This window comes from Bradyrhizobium sp. UFLA05-89 (assembly GCF_059803475.1).
On sequence record NZ_JBANBA010000021.1, the window covers coordinates 82,972 to 98,604 of the forward strand.

Here is a 15,633-nt window from a genome sequence, read left to right on the forward strand (position 1 = left end):
GGATCAATCAATGCAGGCTGATGCCGATCTTAAGCATTCGTCATGAAACGAAAAGGTGCCTGCCGCGACCACCACAAAATGGGGTTGCGCTGGCCTGCGTTTACGGGCTCTGTGCCGCCGCATGTTGCGTCGCGGACGCCGATATCGCGACAAGAACGCACACAACGGAGCCACAGAGTGAAACAGGCGATCTCCGAAGAGCAGCGCAAGAACGGCATTTTGACCGGCGTGGTGATCGCCTTCCTCTTGCTCGCCCTGCCGCTTGCGGTGTGGCTCGACCTGACCGAGCTCAGCAAGGCCGCGCTGCGCCGGCAGGCCGCCGACCTCAATTCGGTGATCACGAGCGTGCGCAGCTACTACGCCACCAATGTGGTCGGGCGGATCCTGGCCAATCCCAACGGCACCACCAAAGTCGTGCACAATTACGAAGCCGTGCCGGGTGCGATCCCGATCCCGGCGACGTTGTCGCTTGAGCTCGGGCGCGTGATCGGCGCCCAGCAGGAGAACATCACTTACCGCTTCGTCTCGGACTTTCCGTTCCAGAACCGGGCGCCGCACCAGCTCGACAAGTTCGAGAGGGATGCGCTGGAAGCCTTGCGCACGGACCCCGAGAAGAAAATCGTCGAGACGGAAACTTCACTCTTCAACGACAAGGTCCGGCTGGTGGCTCCCGTGACGATGGGTCCGGCCTGCGTGAGCTGCCACAACAGCCATCCCGAAAGCCCGAAAAAGGATTGGAAGGTCGGCGACGTCAGAGGCATCCAGGAGGTGATCATCGCACAGCCGATCGCGGCCAACATCTTCTCGTTCAAATTCCTGCTCGCATACCTCTTCATCGCGGCCGGCAGCGGGCTCTCCTTCCTCTCCATGCAGCGCCGCCAGGCCAACCGCATCAAGTCGATGAACAAGGAGCTCGAATCCGCCAACGACTTCCTCGCCTCGCTCTCGATGAAGATCTCGCGCTACATCCCGCCGCAAGTCTACAAGAGCATCTTCAGCGGGCAGAAGGACGTCACCATCCACACCGAGCGCAAGAAGCTCACCATCTTCTTCTCCGACATCCAGAATTTCACCGCGACCGCCGAGCGGCTCCAGCCGGAGCTTCTGACCCAGCTCCTCAACGAATATTTCACCGAGATGTCGGCGATCGCGCATGAATATGGCGGAACCATCGACAAGTTCATCGGGGACGCCATGCTGATTTTCTTCGGCGATCCCGAGACCAAGGGCGACCGCGCCGATGCGCAGGCTTGCCTGCGGATGGCCTGGCGCATGCAGCAGCGGCTGGCCGAGCTCAATGCCAAATGGCGCGCCTCCGGCATCGAGCAGCCGTTCAAGTCGCGCATGGGCATCAATTCCGGCTATTGCAATGTCGGCAATTTCGGCAGCAGCGATCGCATGGACTACACGATCATCGGCGCCGAGGCGAACCTCGCCGCGCGCCTGCAATCGATCGCCGAGCCCGGCGGCATCGTGCTCAGCTACGAGACCTTCGCGCTGGTCAGCGACGTCGTCACGGCGCACGCGCTGCCGGCCATCACCATGAAGGGCATCAGCCGCGAGGTCATTCCCTATTCGGTCGATGCGCTCAGCGATGGGGGCGCCGCAAAAGGCGGCGTCATCACCGAGCGGGTTCCGGGCCTGGAGCTCTATCTCGACCCCTCGGTCCTGAAATCGAGCGATGCGGCGCGGGTGCGCTCACTCCTGGAAAACGCGCTGGCCTCGCTCAAACCGGCGTGAGATGCGCGATCAGCGCTTCAGCCCTTCCGTGAACGCGGTCTCGATCACGTCGCCGAACGACTGCCAGGAGCGGCCGTCGAACTGTTCGAGCCGCATCTGCTTGATCGGCAGGTAGTTGTCCGGTGAGGTGTTCATCTTGATGCCGGGCAACGCGACCGAAGGCTGAAAATCCCGAAGCGATGCTGCCTGCCGCATGACGTTGTCGCGGGAGAGGTCGTCGCCGCATTGCTTCAGCACCTGCGCCAAGGCTTCCGCCGCCGCATAACCGTACAGCGCGGCGCTGTTGTTGCGGCTTTCGGGATGGTTGTACTTGTCCATGAAGGCGAGCCAGTCCTTCATGCCGGGATCGTCGATCCAGGCCGGATCGCTCGGGTCCTTGAGGAAGGCCGCCGAGATCACGCCAGCCGAATTCTCCGTTCCTGCCGGCGTCAGCGCATTGGCGATCGAGGCGGCGGCATCGTTCAGGATGATGACCGGATGCCAGTTGAAGCCGGCCGCCAGCTTGATGACGCGGGCGGCGGTGCTTGGCACGCCGGCGAAGACGAACACCTCCGCGCCGGACTGTTTCAGGACCGAGACATGCGTGTCGAGATGCTCGTCGGCGATGTCGAAGGCGATATCGACGACCACGAAGCGGTTGAGGTCACCCAGTCCTTCCTCAATACCCTTGAACAGGTCGCGCCCGAACTGGTCATTCTGCCAGAGCACAACGATCTTGCGTCGGGGATAATAGGCCTGGATGTAGTTGGCATAGATGCGCCCCTCCGCCTTGAAGGAGGGCTGCCAGCCCATCGTCCAGGGAAACGCCCGGGGCCGGCTCAGCTCCTCGTCGCCGGACGCGACGAAGAGCTGGGGGATCTTCCGCTCATTGAGATACCAGCGCGTGGCGAGATTGCCGGGGGTACCGAACGAGCCGAACATCAACAGCACGTCGTCCTTCTCGACCAGTCCGCGCGTCAGCTCCATGGTAGTCGCGGGATCGGAATTGTCGTCGCGCGTGATGAAGCGGACCTTGCGGCCGTTGATTCCGCCGCGCTCGTTGACCATGTCGAAATAGGCGGCCTCCGCCTTGCCGATCGCCCCGAATTCCGAAAGCGGGCCCGAATAGGGCATGACGTTGCCGATGCGAATCTCGGAGACGGTCGCCGAGTCCTCTCGCTGCTGCGACATGGCGCCCAGCGAGGCGACAGCGACCACCAACGCGAACAGCATCTTGCCGGTCACACGCATGTTCGACACCTTGATCTTGGACCCCTTCGTGGAGGTCGGCGCAATCGGCATCAGGAGCGCTTGATCTAGGTCAAGGGTTTGTCATTCCTGTGTCCCGAACGCTGTCGATCCAAGCGGCAGCCGTGCTGACACGTCGAAAACCGGCCGGCTATGGCAAGCCGCGCGCCTCGAGCTGGCGGACGAGCAGCAGCGTCGGCTCGGCGAGGCTGTCGGCGGAGCCATCGAGCCCGAACACGGAGGCGATGCCGTCGCGGGTGTGCAGGACGGTCGTGCGCGGGCAATGGCCGGCGCCGCAAAGCGCCTGCTTCAGTGCTTCGCCCTGCGTCACCAGGCCTGCAGGATCGGCCGCGGCCCAGGCCAGCACGATCGGTTCCTCGACTTTCAGGATGCCCGGAAAGGCGGAGCGCTCGTCATATTGGGCGGCGTCAGAGCCGAAATAGGCCATCTCGCTGTCGCTCGCGTCGTTGCCCGGGCGATAAATGCCTGAGATCAGCACGACGCCGGCGACATCGGTGTCGGTGCCCTGCAACTCCTGATGCGCGAGCAGGCTCGCGACGTGGAAGGCGCCGGCGGCATAGCCGACCGCGACAATCTCGCGGGAATCGCCGTTGAAGAGATCGACGTTCTGGTGGATCCAGGACAGGGCGGCCGCGACGTCGCGTGCGCCGGAAGGCCAAGGGGCCGCCGGTGCAAGGCGGTAGTTCACGCGCACGCCGACCATGCCGTTGCGCGCGGCAAAGCATATTGCCTCGTCCTGGAGCTCGCGCGCCGTGTCGGGTGCGGCGCTATCGCCAGTGAAGCTGTCGCCGGCCACGAACAGCAGGATCGGCTGCGGCGTTGCCGCCTTGGTCTCGCTGGTCGCGACGTCAAGGACGTTCTGCTCGCTATCGCCATACCGCAGGCGCCGCGAGAACGAGACCTGATCGCACAGCCGGGCCGTGCCTCCGGCAGCCGTGTCAGTGTCGGTGAGGCCTGTGCGCGCCAAATCGGACGGAGGTTGCGGCCGGACTGGAAATGGCCCGTGCGCGGAGGCGGTCGTGATCGTCAGCAAGAGGAAAAATGCGAGATAGTTTTTCATTGTTATGTGCCGTGCTGAGTGCTCAAGCGCCGGCTCGCGTTCCGGCTTGGCCCGTCAATTAGCCTTATTGGTTGCCGTTGGGGCGATTTGACGGCGCCCCCAAAGCACGCGTTTTAGGTTGTTGTTTGAGCATGATCTCCGCGCAAACGCGTTCCGCGTTTGTGGCGAGGGAACACTTTTCCGGATCATGCCCTAATTCCCCGGCTGGAACTTGCAGCTCGCGCCGCTGCCGTCCTTCTGGCGGATGGCGTTTGGATCGATCGTGCAGCTCAGCTTCGACAGACTCTCGAAGTTCGATCCCGCCGCGCCGTCCGCCGCCACGCCGGCGAGCGCCTCGGTGGCATAGATCTCGTTGGCCGTGGAGCCGTTCACGGTCTTGACCTTTTTATCAAATGTCACCTCGCAGCTGCGCACGGTGATGTCGACATTGCCGGTGCGGCAGACGATGCGGTCGGCGGTCACGACGATCGGTTTCTTGTAGGGAACGTCGCTGTTGGCGGCGAACAGCATCGCGATCGCCTTTTTCTCGGCCGATGCCAGGATCGGCGACAGCGGCGCGATGACGCCGGCGAGCGCCAGCGCCGTCGAGCCGGAGATCGTCGAGTTGGTGTCGGCAGCCCGCACGGCTGACCCGCCGCCCAACGCGAGCGACGCCGCAAGGATCAGCTTCCCGAGCTTCATCTCAGGCCGCCTTCCTGCGCTTGGACGCCTTCTTCGCGGCTCTTCTTTTCTTGACCGCCTTCTTCTTCGTGGCTTTCTGGCCAACGAGATAGGCCTCGACCTTCGTCGAAGAATGGCCGGCGGCGGCCACGGCGGCCTTCAGCCTGGCCGGGGAGATCTTGAATTTCTTCGACCAGTAGCGGACCTCGTAGGGCTCGTTGAGCGCGATCCGCATCCTGTCGCCAGCGCGGTGCTTCTGGACCTTGATGTAGGCCTCGACCTTCTTGGCGGAGTGGCCGACCTTCTTGACGGCGTATTTCAGCTTGGCCGGCGTGATCTTGAACTTTTTCGACCAGTAGGCGACCTCGTAGCGTTCGCCGAGCGCGATCAGGGCACGATCGGCCCCGCCCCGTTTGGACTTGCTGTCGGCCATGCGTCCCTCCTGCCGCGGAAATGCGCTCGCGCAGTCTAGCATGCCACCGGCGGTAGGAAAGCAGTCCTGCTACGCGCCGCGCGGGCGCGTACGATCCCTCGCATTTCCGTGATGGAACCAAATTGCCCCTCGCGCGACTTAATAAGACAAGCACAGAAACGTGCGAGGCTGTCATGGCAGAGCATTGGAAGCACACCGCCGATCCGAACGAGATCATGCGGGCGACCGGCCATCCCGAGCTGGAATATGCCGCGGGCTGGACCATCGCAGGCTTGGTCACGCTCGGCACCATCGTCGCCGCCTGGGTGTTCGCGATCTGAGGTCATCTTAGGTCGCCGGAAACTGCAGCTCGAAGGCCGCGCCTTCGTCGGTCGGCTTCAGCTCGATCGAGCCGCCATGGCTCGCCATTACCGCGCGCGCAATCGCAAGCCCCATTCCGGTACCGCCCGACTCCCGCCGGGTGGTCAAAAACGCATCAAAGATTCTGTCGCGGTTCGGCGCTGAGATCGGCTCACCGTCGTTGCTCACGGTCAGCCGAACCGCCGTGCGCTCGTCGACCGCTTCCAGCCTGATGTGTCTGGCGCGATGCCGCATCGCATTGTCGGCGAGGTGCGACTGCACGATCAGCGCCTTCTCGCTGGACATGCCGCTTGGCCGGTCGAGGCTGCCCGTGGCGGAGATAGTGCCTGCCGGAAAACGGCTTTTGAGGTCGTCGATGACGGGCGCCAGCTCGGTGCGCTCGTTCTGCGGCAGGCTTTCGGCCCGTGCCAGCTCACGCAGCCGCTGCGCCATCGCTTCCAGCCGCTCGGCATCGGACAGGATGTTGGCGACGAACGTCTTCTGCTCGGCCGGTGGAAGCGTCCGACTGGCGCTCCCCCGCGCAGTTTCATCGGGTTTTTGACTGCGCGCCGGAGGGATCGCGACGGGGCGGGGTCGACGTTGCCGCGCTCCGCGCAAGTGAAGTGCGCCTCGGGCGTGCTCGCCTGACGACTGAACCTTAAGGCAGCGCTACGGCGTCACCGCCCCGCGCTCCACGCCGCGCGGTGCGGTCAGCTCCTTCCAGGTCGAATTGGCGACATGCACCGGCGAGAACGCCGGACGTTCGACATAGCGGCCGTCGCCGGCTTCGGCACGCAGGTTGCCATCCTTCCAGACGATCCGGCCACGCGAGACCGTCACCGCAGGTCCACCGGTGCAGGAAAACCCTTCGAAGACGTTGTAGTCGATGCGGCTCATCTGGCGTTTGGCAGTGATCGTCTTGTGCGCTTTGGGATCCCACACGACGAGGTCGGCATCCGAACCGACGGCGACCGCGCCCTTGCGTGGGTAGATGTTGAGGATGCGGGCGATGTTGGCCGAGGTCACCGCGACGAACTCTTCCTTCGTCAATCGCCCCGTGGAGACGCCTGCCGTCCACAGCAGGGCCAAGCGGTCTTCGAGCCCGCCGGTGCCGTTGGGGATCTTGCGGAAGTCGTCGCGGCCGAACCGTTTCTGCTCGGTCGTGAAGGCGCAGTGGTCGGTCGCGACCACTTGGAGCGAGCCGGATTGCAGGCCGGCCCACAGGCTGTCCTGGTGCGACTTGTCGCGGAACGGCGGCGACATCACGCGCTGCGCGGAATGGTCCCAGTCCTTGCTCGCATATTCGCCGGCATCCAGCAGCAGATGCTGGATCAGCGGCTCGCCATAGACGCGCTTTCCCGCCGCGCGCGCCCGCGCGATCGCCTCGTGCGCCTCGCGGCAACTCGTGTGCACGATATAGACCGGCGTTCCCGTCATGTCGGCGATCATGATGGCGCGGTTGGTGGCCTCGCCCTCCACCTCCGGCGGCCGCGAATAGGCGTGGCCTTCGGGGCCGGTGATGCCGCGCGCAATCAACGCCTCCTGCATCAGCGCCACGACGTCGCCGTTCTCGGCGTGCACCACCGGCATGGCGCCGAGATGGGCGCAGCGCGCGAACGAGTTGTACAGCTCGTCGTCGTTCACCATCAGCGCGCCCTTGTAGGCCATGAAATGCTTGAAGGTGTTGATGCCGTAGGTTTTGACCACGGTCTCCATCTCGTCGAAGATCTGCTTCGACCATGACGTCACCGCCATGTGGAAGCCGTAGTCGCTTGCCGCCTTCTCGGATTTGTGCCGCCACTCCTGATAGGCCGCGAGCATCGACTGACCGGGATCGGGCAGGCAGAAATCCACCACCATGGTGGTGCCGCCGGTCAGCGCCGCCTTGGTGCCGGATTCGAAATCATCGGCCGTGACCGTGCCCATGAATGGCATTTCGAGATGAGTGTGCGGATCGATGCCGCCCGGGATCACGAAGCAGCCGCCGGCGTCGATCATTTCGGTGCCCGCCGGCGCATCGATCGATGCGCCAACCGCGACGACGGTGTCTCCGTCGATCAGCACGTCCGCACGTCGCGAATGATCATGATTGACGACAGTGCCGCCGCGGATGAGGAGGGACATGGGAACTCCGGGGAAGGGAGGGGGCGGATGCTACGTGAAGGCTAAGCTCATGGGGCGCCATGCGACAGGCGAAATTTTAGCCATTGGCTGGAGCGTTGTTGAGCGTGCAGATGTACTCGGGGACGTGTTGCAGGTGCGAACACGCATCGGAGGCATGTCTAACGCTCCGGCCACGTGCCTTGCGATTCCTGCCTCGGCGGAGCAGTCTGAGGACGCGGTGTGAACAACGCCGCCAATAAAGATTGCCCGAGGAAGCTTTCCATGGCGGCGACGCGCATCGATTGCGATGTCCACCCGGCGGTCGGGGGCACCCGCACCACGCTGCTCCCCTATCTCAGCGATCATTGGAAAGAGCAGGTGGTGAGCCGCGCGATCGACGGGCTCGATCTCACCAGCTATCCGCCGAGCATGCCGCTCTCCGGCCGCGCCGACTGGCGCCCCTCGAGCGGCGCAAGGCCGGGCTCTGACCTTGCGATGGTGCAGAAGGGCACGTTCGATCAACTCGGCGCCAGCCACGCCATCCTCAACGTGCTCTATGGCGCGCAGGCCGTCTACGATCCCTACATGGCTGCGGACTTCTGCAAGGCGATCAATGACTGGATCGCTGCCGAATGGCTGTCGCGCGATCCGCGCCTGCGGGCGTCCATCGTCGTGCCGATGCAGGCGCCGGATCTCGCCATGGAGGAGATCGAGCGGCGTGCCGGCGACAACCGCTTTGTGTCCATCCTTGTGCTGGCGCAGGGCGAGACGCTGCTCGGCCGCCGCCACTTCTGGCCAGTCTATCGGCTTGCCGAGAAGTACAGCCTGCCGCTCGCGATCCACGCCGGCACGCAATATCGCTACGCGCCGAGTTCGGCCGGTTGGCCGTCGCATCGCTACGAATATTACTTCGTCGAGGCGCAGGCCTTTCAGGCCCAGCTCCTCAGCCTGATCTATGAAGGCGTGTTCGGCAAATTCCCAGATCTCAAGGTCGTGCTGATGGAATCGGGCGTGAGCTGGCTGCCCGCCTTCATGTGGCGCGCCAACAAGACCTGGCGTGGCGTGCGTGTCGAGGTGCCCTGGGTCGAGCGCGAGCCGGCAGCGATCATTCGCGACAACGTCCGCGTCACCATGCAGCCGTTTGATGCGCCGGCGGATGCCAGAAGCGTCGAGGAGATCATCGATCAGATCGGCTCCGAGAAGATGTTCCTGTTCGCGTCGGACTATCCGCATTGGCAGTTTGACGGCGACGATCCGATCCCGCCGAACCTGCCAAAGAGCATCATCGCGAAAATGTGCGTTGACAATCCGCTGGAGACATTTCGGCGGTTGCAACTGAACTAGCATGATCCGGAAAAATGGGAGCCGGTTTTCCGATAGGATCATGCGCAAAATAATATCCGGAGGATCGCATGAGCGACGTCATCGACCGCCCGCAGCTGGAGGGAGACAAGTCCGCCGCGACGCGGCTGAAGATCATCGATTGCGACGTTCATCCAAGCCTTCGCTCGGCTGACGATCTCAACGAGTTTCTGCCGAAACGCTGGCAGCAGCATCTCCGGGAATATGGCAGTCATCTGCGTACGCCCTATCTCTTCACGACGCCCTATCCACGTTCCTCACCCCTGATCGCGCGGCGTGATGCCTGGCCGCCGACCGGCGGGCCGCCGGGCTCCGATCTCGCCTTCATGCGCAAGCAGCATCTCGATCCGCTCGACGTCGAGTTCGGGATCCTGCAGGTGCTCGATCTCTTCATCTTCTCGCAGCAGAATCTCGAATTCGGCGCCGCGATCCAGCGTGCCATCAACGACTGGCAGCTTGCCTTCTGGTCGCATCGCGATCCCCGATTGAAGGCATCGATCCTGGTCGGGCAGGACGGCACCGACCTTGCGGTCGCTGAAATCGATCGCTGCGCTAAGGTCGGCGAATACATCCAGATCAACGTCTCTCCGCGTGCCAACGAGCCGCTCGGGCGCCGTCGCTACTGGCCGATCTACGAACGTGCACAGGAGCTCGACCTGCCGCTCGGCATCCATGTCGGCGGCTATGGCGGGCACGCGCCGACGGGTGGCGGCTGGCCCTCTTATTACGTCGAGGAGCACCAGTCGAATGCGCACACCGTCGCGGCACAGCTTGCAAGCCTCGTCATCGAGGGCGTGCCCGAACGATTTCCCAAGCTGAAGATCGTCTTCATCGAAGGCGGCTTTGGCTGGATCCCGTCGGCGGTGTGGCGCATGGACCAGCACTTCGAGCGCTTCCGCCGCGAGGTGCCGCATCTGAGGCGCAAGCCGTCGGAATATGTGCGCGAGCATTTCTGGTTCACGACGCAGCCGATCGACGAGCCCGACGAGGCGCGGCATTTGCGATCGCTGATCGAATGGGTCGGCATCGATCGCTTGCTGTTCTCGTCGGACTATCCGCACTGGGACTTCGACGATCCGCGCTTCGCCTTCAAGGCGCCGCTCTCCGAGGCCGAGCGGCGGAAGATCTTCAACGCCAACGCTCGCGCGGTCTACAAATTCTGAGACCAGCATGGCCCGTCACATCGTCGCCCGCACCTCGGAGATCCCACCCGGCGGCAACAAGGTCGTCGATATCGCGGGCCGCGACATCGTCGTGTTCCACGTCAATGGCGAGTTCTTCGCGCTGTTGAACCGCTGCCCTCATGAAGGCGCGCCGCTCGACAAGGCGGCTTGCGTCGCGCGTCTCACCTCCCCGGAGCCAGGCGTCTACCAGCGCTCACGCGTCGGCGAGCTCCTGCGCTGCCCCTGGCACGGCTGGGAATTCGACATGCGCAATGGCCAGTCCTGGTTCGACCCGACGCGGGTAAAGGTGCGGTCTTATCCGGTCGCGGTGGAGCGCGGCGAGGAGTTGCAGAAGGGCCCGTATGTCGCTGAGACCTTTCCGGTACATATTGAAGACAGCTATGTGATCGTCGAGGTGTGAGGCCGCTTTGCCGATTGTGATTTCGACGCAACTGCGATAAGGCTCGCCCGTATTCATGGCGGAGATGAGCTTTGTCGAAACAATCCTTGCGCGAGGAGGCCGAACGCCTGATCCGCGAGACGATGGAAAAGAAGAACATCGTCGTCAAGCAGGGCACGACCCGCATCGAGACGCTCTGCGGCAAGTGCGGCGCACCGAACCGGGTGCAGGCCCCCAAGGGCCAGACCCGCGTCAAGTTCGCCTGCAAGCAATGCGGGCAGCAGCAAGAGACGCTGTAGTCGACCCCGCGCGATCAATGCTCGGCCCCTCATCCTAGGAGCTCGCGAGAAGCGGGCGTCTCGAAGGATGTTGGCCACGGTCGGGCCTCATGGTTCGCCCGGCGATGCGTCCGGAGACGCGTTTCGCGCTCCTCACCATGAGGGTCTTATGGTGAGGCGAGGCCTAGTTGCCTTTCACGAACTTTGCAAACGCCTCCGCATAGTCCGGATGCCAGCGCGAGAGCGCCGGGCGGTTCTCGACGATGTCGCCGGCGGCCCACAGCATGCGCTTCTCGTCGAGTTCGCGCGGCACGTCATTGTCCGGGCAGAGAATGTAGAAGTCGCCGGCTTCGAGCCGAGCAATCATGAAATCGACTGTCTGCTCCGGCGTCCAGGCGCCCGCCGGTTTTTCGGTGCGGCCGCGCGCGGTGAGCCCGGTGAAGGCGAAGCCGGGGATCAGGAGATGTGCCGTGATGCGGCAATCGCTGGTGTTTCGCAGTTCGTGTTGGAGCGCCTCGGTGAACGCCTTCACGCCGGCCTTCGAGACGTTGTAGGCGGGATCGCCTGGCGGCGTGGTGATGCCTTGCTTCGATCCGGTGTTGATGATGAGGCCGGCCTTGCCGCGTGCGGCCATGCTGGGCGCAAAGATGCGCGCACTGTTGATGATGCCCCACATGTTGACGTCGACGACGCGCTGCCAGGTGTCGGGCTCGCCGAACATCGTGCTGCCCGGCTGGATGCCGGCATTGTTCATCAGCACGTCCGTTCCGCCGAAGCGTTTCTGCACAGCGGCTTCCAGTTCCGTCAGGCTCTCCGGCCGGCTGACATCAACCACGGCAGCCATCACGTGATCGGCGCCGCCGGGCGCGATCGATGACAGCTTTGTTTCGGCCTGCGTCAGCCGTACCGAGTCGACGTCGGCGATGCAGACATTCATGCCGCGCCTTGCAAATTGTTCCGCGGCGGCGAGACCGATGCCGGACGCACCACCCGTTATCACGGCAACGTTATTGGCTGACAGGGCAGGGTGCGGCATGGGAATACTCCGGATCACGGCGCGCAGATGAGAGGACGAGCGACCTATAGCACGGCAATCCTGCGACCATGCACAAGTCGGCATGGGAGGTCTTCGTTCCGCGCCGGCTTTACGCCCATTCGGCACCGCTGTATTTTGGCCGATCTAACGATCCCGCCCAGATCGAACCCAATCAAGTCAGTCAGAGGGAGTGCAGCCATGGCTGTGTCGCAGGCTATTCCGATCACGCGCCATCCGTTCGCCAACGGGTCGTACAAGCAGATGCTGATCGACGGAAAATGGGTCGATGCGGCCTCGGGCAAGCGCTTCGAGACCCGCAACCCCGCGACCGGCGAGCTGCTCGCAACCGTCGCCGAGGGCGACAAGGAAGACATCGACCGTGCGGTTGCGGCCGCGCGCCGAGCCTTCGAGGGACAGTGGGGCAAGGTCAAGCCGTTCGAGCGGCAGAACCTGCTGCTCAAGCTCGCCGACCTCATCGAGAAGAATTTCGACGAATTGGCGCAGCTCGATACGCTCGACATGGGCGCGCCCGTTAGCCGCACCCGCTCCTACAAGCTGCGCGTGCTCGGCATGCTCCGCTACTATGCGGGGCAGACGACCGCGATCCATGGCGAGACCATCGAGAACTCGCTGCCCGGCGCGATATTCTCCTACACGCTGAAGGAACCGGTCGGCGTCGTCGGCGCCATCATTCCCTGGAACGGCCCATTCACCGCGACGATCTGGAAGATCGGGCCGGCGATTGCGACCGGCTGCACCGTGGTGCTGAAGCCAGCCGAGGAAGCGCCGCTGACCTCGCTGCGCATCGCCGAGCTCGCGCTCGAAGCCGGCGTGCCGCCCGGCGTCATCAATGTCGTGCCGGGCTATGGCGAGACCGCCGGCGCGGCGCTTGCCTCGCACCACGATGTCGACAAGGTCGCCTTCACCGGCTCGCACATCACGGGCCAATCGATCATCCGCGCCTCGGCCGGCAACCTCAAGCGCGTCTCGCTCGAGCTGGGCGGCAAGTCGCCGGACATCGTGTTTGCGGACGCCGATCTCGACGCGGCCGTGCCGGGCGCGGCGATGGCGGTGTTCGCCAATTCCGGGCAGATCTGCAGCGCCGGCACGCGGCTGTTCGTCGAGCAGGCGATCTACGACGAGTTCGTCGGCCGCGTCGCCGAGTTCGGCAAGAAGCTGCAGGTCGGCAACGGTCTCGATCCCAACACCCAGATCGGCCCGCTGGTCTCCGAGCAGCAGCTCGAGCGCGTCACCGGCTATCTCGATGTCGGCCAGAAGGAAGGCGCCAAGGCGCTTGCCGGCGGCGGCCGCGTCACCGAAGGCGCGCTCGCCAAGGGCTACTTCGTCTCGCCGACGGTATTCGCAGGTGTCCAGGACAACATGCGCATCGCGCAGGAGGAGATCTTTGGCCCCGTGATCTCTGCGATCGCCTTCAAGGACATGGATGAGCTCGTCAAGCGCGCCAATGCGACGATGTTCGGCCTCGGCTCGGGTCTGTGGACGCGTGACGTCAGCAAGGCGCATCACGTTGCAAAGTCGCTGCGCGCCGGCTCGGTGTGGGTGAATTGCTATCAGGCGATGGATCCGGCCGTTCCGTTCGGTGGGTACAAGATGAGCGGCTATGGCCGGGAGTCCGGCAAGCAGCACGTCGAGGAATATCTCAACGTGAAGGCCGTCTGGATCAAGACGGCGTAATGCCCGTTTCCGTCCCACATCTCGTGGGACGGAAAATTCCGTTTGCAGGGGCGGCACCTTTTCTGGTGGCCGCCCCTCGCTATATGATCCCTATCCTTCCATAGCCATTCGGGGCCAGCATGAAATTCCCGGCGTTGTTTCAACCGTTGCAAGTCGGTCCATGCAAGCTTGCGCATCGTGTCGCGATGGCGCCGTTGACACGCATGCGGGCCGAGCGCGAGAGCTTTGCGCCGCGCAACCTCAATGCCGAATATTATGGCCAGCGCGCCACGCCGGGCGGCCTTATCATCGCCGAAGCCTCGCCCGTGCTCTCGCGCGGCCGCGGCAACCCCGCCACGCCGGGCATCTATTCAGATGCGCAGATCGCGGGCTGGCGCAAGGTCGTCGACGCCGTGCACGCCAAGGGCGGCATCATCTTCCTCCAGCTCTGGCACGTTGGCCGCGTCTCGCATTCCTCCTTCCACGGCGGGGAGCTGCCTGTTGCGCCATCTGCGCTTCCGATCAAGGCCGAGGGCATGAAGGCGATGACCGCCGACGGCAAGATCGCCGACTATGAGACGCCGCGCGCGCTCGAAACCGAGGAGGTCAAGGGCATCGTTGAGGCATTCCGGCAGGCTGCGAAGAACGCGCTCGCTGCCGGATTCGACGGCGTCGAGATCCATGGCGCCAACGGCTATCTGCTCGAGCAGTTTTTGCAGTCGCGCAGCAACCAGCGCACCGATGAATATGGCGGCTCGATCGAAAATCGCGCGCGCCTGCTGCTCGAGGTCACGCAGGCCGCGATCGACGTCTGGGGTGCGAACCGCGTCGGCGTACGGCTCTCGCCGTACGGCATCGCCAATGATTCCGGCGAGCCGGACCCGATGCCGCTCTACACGCTTGTCGTGAAAGCGCTGGACAAGCTCGGCCTTGCCTACCTGCATGTCATCGAGCCGCGTTCCAGCGGCGCGGGCCGCGCCGACGTCAATTGGCAGAATGTGCCATCGGCGATGGTGCTGTTGCGGCCGCTCTATAGCGGCCTCCTGATCGCTGCCGGAGGCTTCACCGGCGAAACGGCGAATGCCGCGATCGCCGACGGCCACGCCGACATCGTCGCGTTCGGTCGCATCTTCATCTCCAACCCGGATCTGCCGCGCCGCCTCCAGCACGACTATCCGATCACACCCTACAATCGCGCGACGTTCTACGGCGGCGAGGAGAAGGGGTACACGGATTATCCGGTGTATGACGAGCTGACGCCGGCTTGACGCTGACATGCCCGGATTGCGCTTCGCTCCTCCGGGGTAACGGGTCTACATTGATTGCTCCCACGGAAAACCCAATCTCCGTCATTGCGAGCGTAGCGAAGCAATCCAGAGTCTTTCCGCGGATGCGTTTCTGGATTGCTTCGCTGCCCTCGCAATGACGATGAGGGACGCACCATGGCCAAAGCCGCAGTCGCCGCAGGAACCGCCACCGGACAATGCCTGTGCGGCAAGGTCACCTTCGAGATCGACATCCCTGCGCGCTGGGCCTGGCACGATCACTCCGCAGCCAGCCGCCGCGCCCATGGCGCGGCCTATGCGACCTACGTCGGAAGCTGGAAGAAGCGCTTTCGCATCACCTCCGGAAAAGCCGCGATCACACGCTATGAGGACAAGGCGACCAGGACTGCGCGCAGCTTCTGTTCGCATTGCGGCACGCCGATCGCTTATGAGCGCCCGCGCGGCCCGCACATGGTCAACATTCCCCGCGCACTGTTCAACGAGCGCACCGGCCGCCAGCCGCTCTATCACATCGCGATCGACGAGCTCCAGGAATGGGCCTATACCGGCGAGCCGCTGGTGCCGCTGAAGGGCTTTCCCGGCGTGGTCTGGCAGCGCTCGAAAAAGAAGAAGCGCGCTAGCGGCGAGGACCCGTTCGAACTCGGGCGCGAGGAGATGTAGCCCCGCTTTCGTGCCCTGGACGCAGTGCGGCGCGAAGTGCCGCACTGCCGAGCCGGGGCCTATGCAACAGCGGTGCGCGAGGGGGCCCGGCTCAGCGTCGCATCACCATAGCGTCGAAGATGCGCGTAAACGCGCTCATGATGCTGCGCCGCGTCCGGGACACGCGAGCGAAAGTTTGCCGCTTCCATGCA

The 15,633-nt window shown here is 64.0% G+C and carries 15 protein-coding genes and 1 pseudogene; 9 read left to right on the forward strand and 7 right to left on the reverse strand.

Going from position 1 to position 15,633, the window contains the following annotated elements; all coding sequences use genetic code 11:
- Positions 1-177: 177 nt before the first annotated feature.
- Complete coding sequence (locus SO139_RS14125) at positions 178-1,740, forward strand: adenylate/guanylate cyclase domain-containing protein (RefSeq protein WP_449377521.1); 1,563 nt, start codon at positions 178-180, stop codon at positions 1,738-1,740.
- Positions 1,741-1,749: 9 nt separating this feature from the next.
- Here SO139_RS14125 and SO139_RS14130 read toward each other — a convergent pair whose 3' ends face one another.
- The 4 genes from SO139_RS14130 to SO139_RS14145 all read right to left on the reverse strand — a co-directional run bounded on the left by SO139_RS14130 (position 1,750) and on the right by SO139_RS14145 (position 5,141).
- Positions 1,750-2,970, reverse strand: coding sequence for an ABC transporter substrate-binding protein (locus SO139_RS14130; protein WP_449377583.1), 1,221 nt, complete (start codon positions 2,968-2,970; stop codon positions 1,750-1,752).
- A gap of 148 nt (positions 2,971-3,118) precedes the next feature.
- Positions 3,119-4,048, reverse strand: coding sequence for an alpha/beta hydrolase (locus SO139_RS14135; RefSeq protein ID WP_449377520.1), 930 nt, complete (start codon positions 4,046-4,048; stop codon positions 3,119-3,121).
- Positions 4,049-4,240: 192 nt separating this feature from the next.
- Entirely contained in the window at positions 4,241-4,729 is a 489-nt protein-coding gene (locus tag SO139_RS14140; RefSeq protein WP_449377519.1) for a hypothetical protein, read from the reverse strand.
- 1 nt (position 4,730) lies between these two features.
- Complete coding sequence (locus tag SO139_RS14145; RefSeq protein WP_474798427.1) at positions 4,731-5,141, reverse strand: DUF3606 domain-containing protein; 411 nt, start codon at positions 5,139-5,141, stop codon at positions 4,731-4,733.
- 173 nt (positions 5,142-5,314) lie between these two features.
- Between SO139_RS14145 and SO139_RS14150 the strand changes: the two genes are divergently transcribed.
- The gene (locus SO139_RS14150) at positions 5,315-5,461 is read left to right on the forward strand and encodes a hypothetical protein (protein WP_254098688.1); all 147 of its coding nucleotides are present in this window, start codon (positions 5,315-5,317) and stop codon (positions 5,459-5,461) included.
- A gap of 7 nt (positions 5,462-5,468) precedes the next feature.
- On the opposite strand, the pseudogene SO139_RS14155 reads toward SO139_RS14150, so the two are convergent.
- Positions 5,469-5,999: pseudogene (locus tag SO139_RS14155) on the reverse strand (sensor histidine kinase); the annotation flags it as partial.
- 150 nt (positions 6,000-6,149) lie between these two features.
- The gene (gene hydA, locus SO139_RS14160; RefSeq protein WP_474798429.1) at positions 6,150-7,604 is read right to left on the reverse strand and encodes a dihydropyrimidinase; all 1,455 of its coding nucleotides are present in this window, start codon (positions 7,602-7,604) and stop codon (positions 6,150-6,152) included.
- Positions 7,605-7,865: 261 nt separating this feature from the next.
- Between hydA and SO139_RS14165 the strand changes: the two genes are divergently transcribed.
- From SO139_RS14165 to SO139_RS14180, 4 genes are all read left to right on the forward strand, one after another.
- A complete protein-coding gene (locus tag SO139_RS14165) occupies positions 7,866-8,927 on the forward strand; it encodes an amidohydrolase family protein (RefSeq protein WP_449377516.1) in 1,062 nt (353 codons plus the stop codon).
- A gap of 68 nt (positions 8,928-8,995) precedes the next feature.
- Positions 8,996-10,108: an amidohydrolase family protein gene (locus tag SO139_RS14170; RefSeq protein WP_449377515.1), complete on the forward strand. Its 1,113-nt coding sequence runs from the start codon at positions 8,996-8,998 to the stop codon at positions 10,106-10,108.
- 7 nt (positions 10,109-10,115) lie between these two features.
- On the forward strand, positions 10,116-10,529 hold the full coding sequence (locus tag SO139_RS14175; protein WP_449377514.1) for a Rieske (2Fe-2S) protein: 414 nt from the start codon (positions 10,116-10,118) through the stop codon (positions 10,527-10,529).
- 71 nt (positions 10,530-10,600) lie between these two features.
- On the forward strand, positions 10,601-10,807 hold the full coding sequence (locus SO139_RS14180; RefSeq protein ID WP_449377513.1) for a hypothetical protein: 207 nt from the start codon (positions 10,601-10,603) through the stop codon (positions 10,805-10,807).
- A 163-nt stretch (positions 10,808-10,970) separates the two neighbouring features.
- Here SO139_RS14180 and SO139_RS14185 read toward each other — a convergent pair whose 3' ends face one another.
- Positions 10,971-11,822, reverse strand: a complete 852-nt coding sequence (locus tag SO139_RS14185; RefSeq protein WP_498540171.1) for an SDR family NAD(P)-dependent oxidoreductase — start codon at positions 11,820-11,822, stop codon at positions 10,971-10,973.
- A 198-nt stretch (positions 11,823-12,020) separates the two neighbouring features.
- Here SO139_RS14185 and SO139_RS14190 point away from each other — a divergent pair, with 198 nt between their 5' ends.
- From SO139_RS14190 to SO139_RS14200, 3 genes are all read left to right on the forward strand, one after another.
- Positions 12,021-13,517, forward strand: a complete 1,497-nt coding sequence (locus SO139_RS14190; protein ID WP_449377512.1) for an aldehyde dehydrogenase family protein — start codon at positions 12,021-12,023, stop codon at positions 13,515-13,517.
- Between the two features lie 119 nt (positions 13,518-13,636).
- A complete protein-coding gene (locus SO139_RS14195) occupies positions 13,637-14,764 on the forward strand; it encodes an alkene reductase (RefSeq protein ID WP_498540172.1) in 1,128 nt (375 codons plus the stop codon).
- 174 nt (positions 14,765-14,938) lie between these two features.
- Positions 14,939-15,442: a GFA family protein gene (locus SO139_RS14200; RefSeq protein WP_449377510.1), complete on the forward strand. Its 504-nt coding sequence runs from the start codon at positions 14,939-14,941 to the stop codon at positions 15,440-15,442.
- Positions 15,443-15,633: the final 191 nt, after the last annotated feature.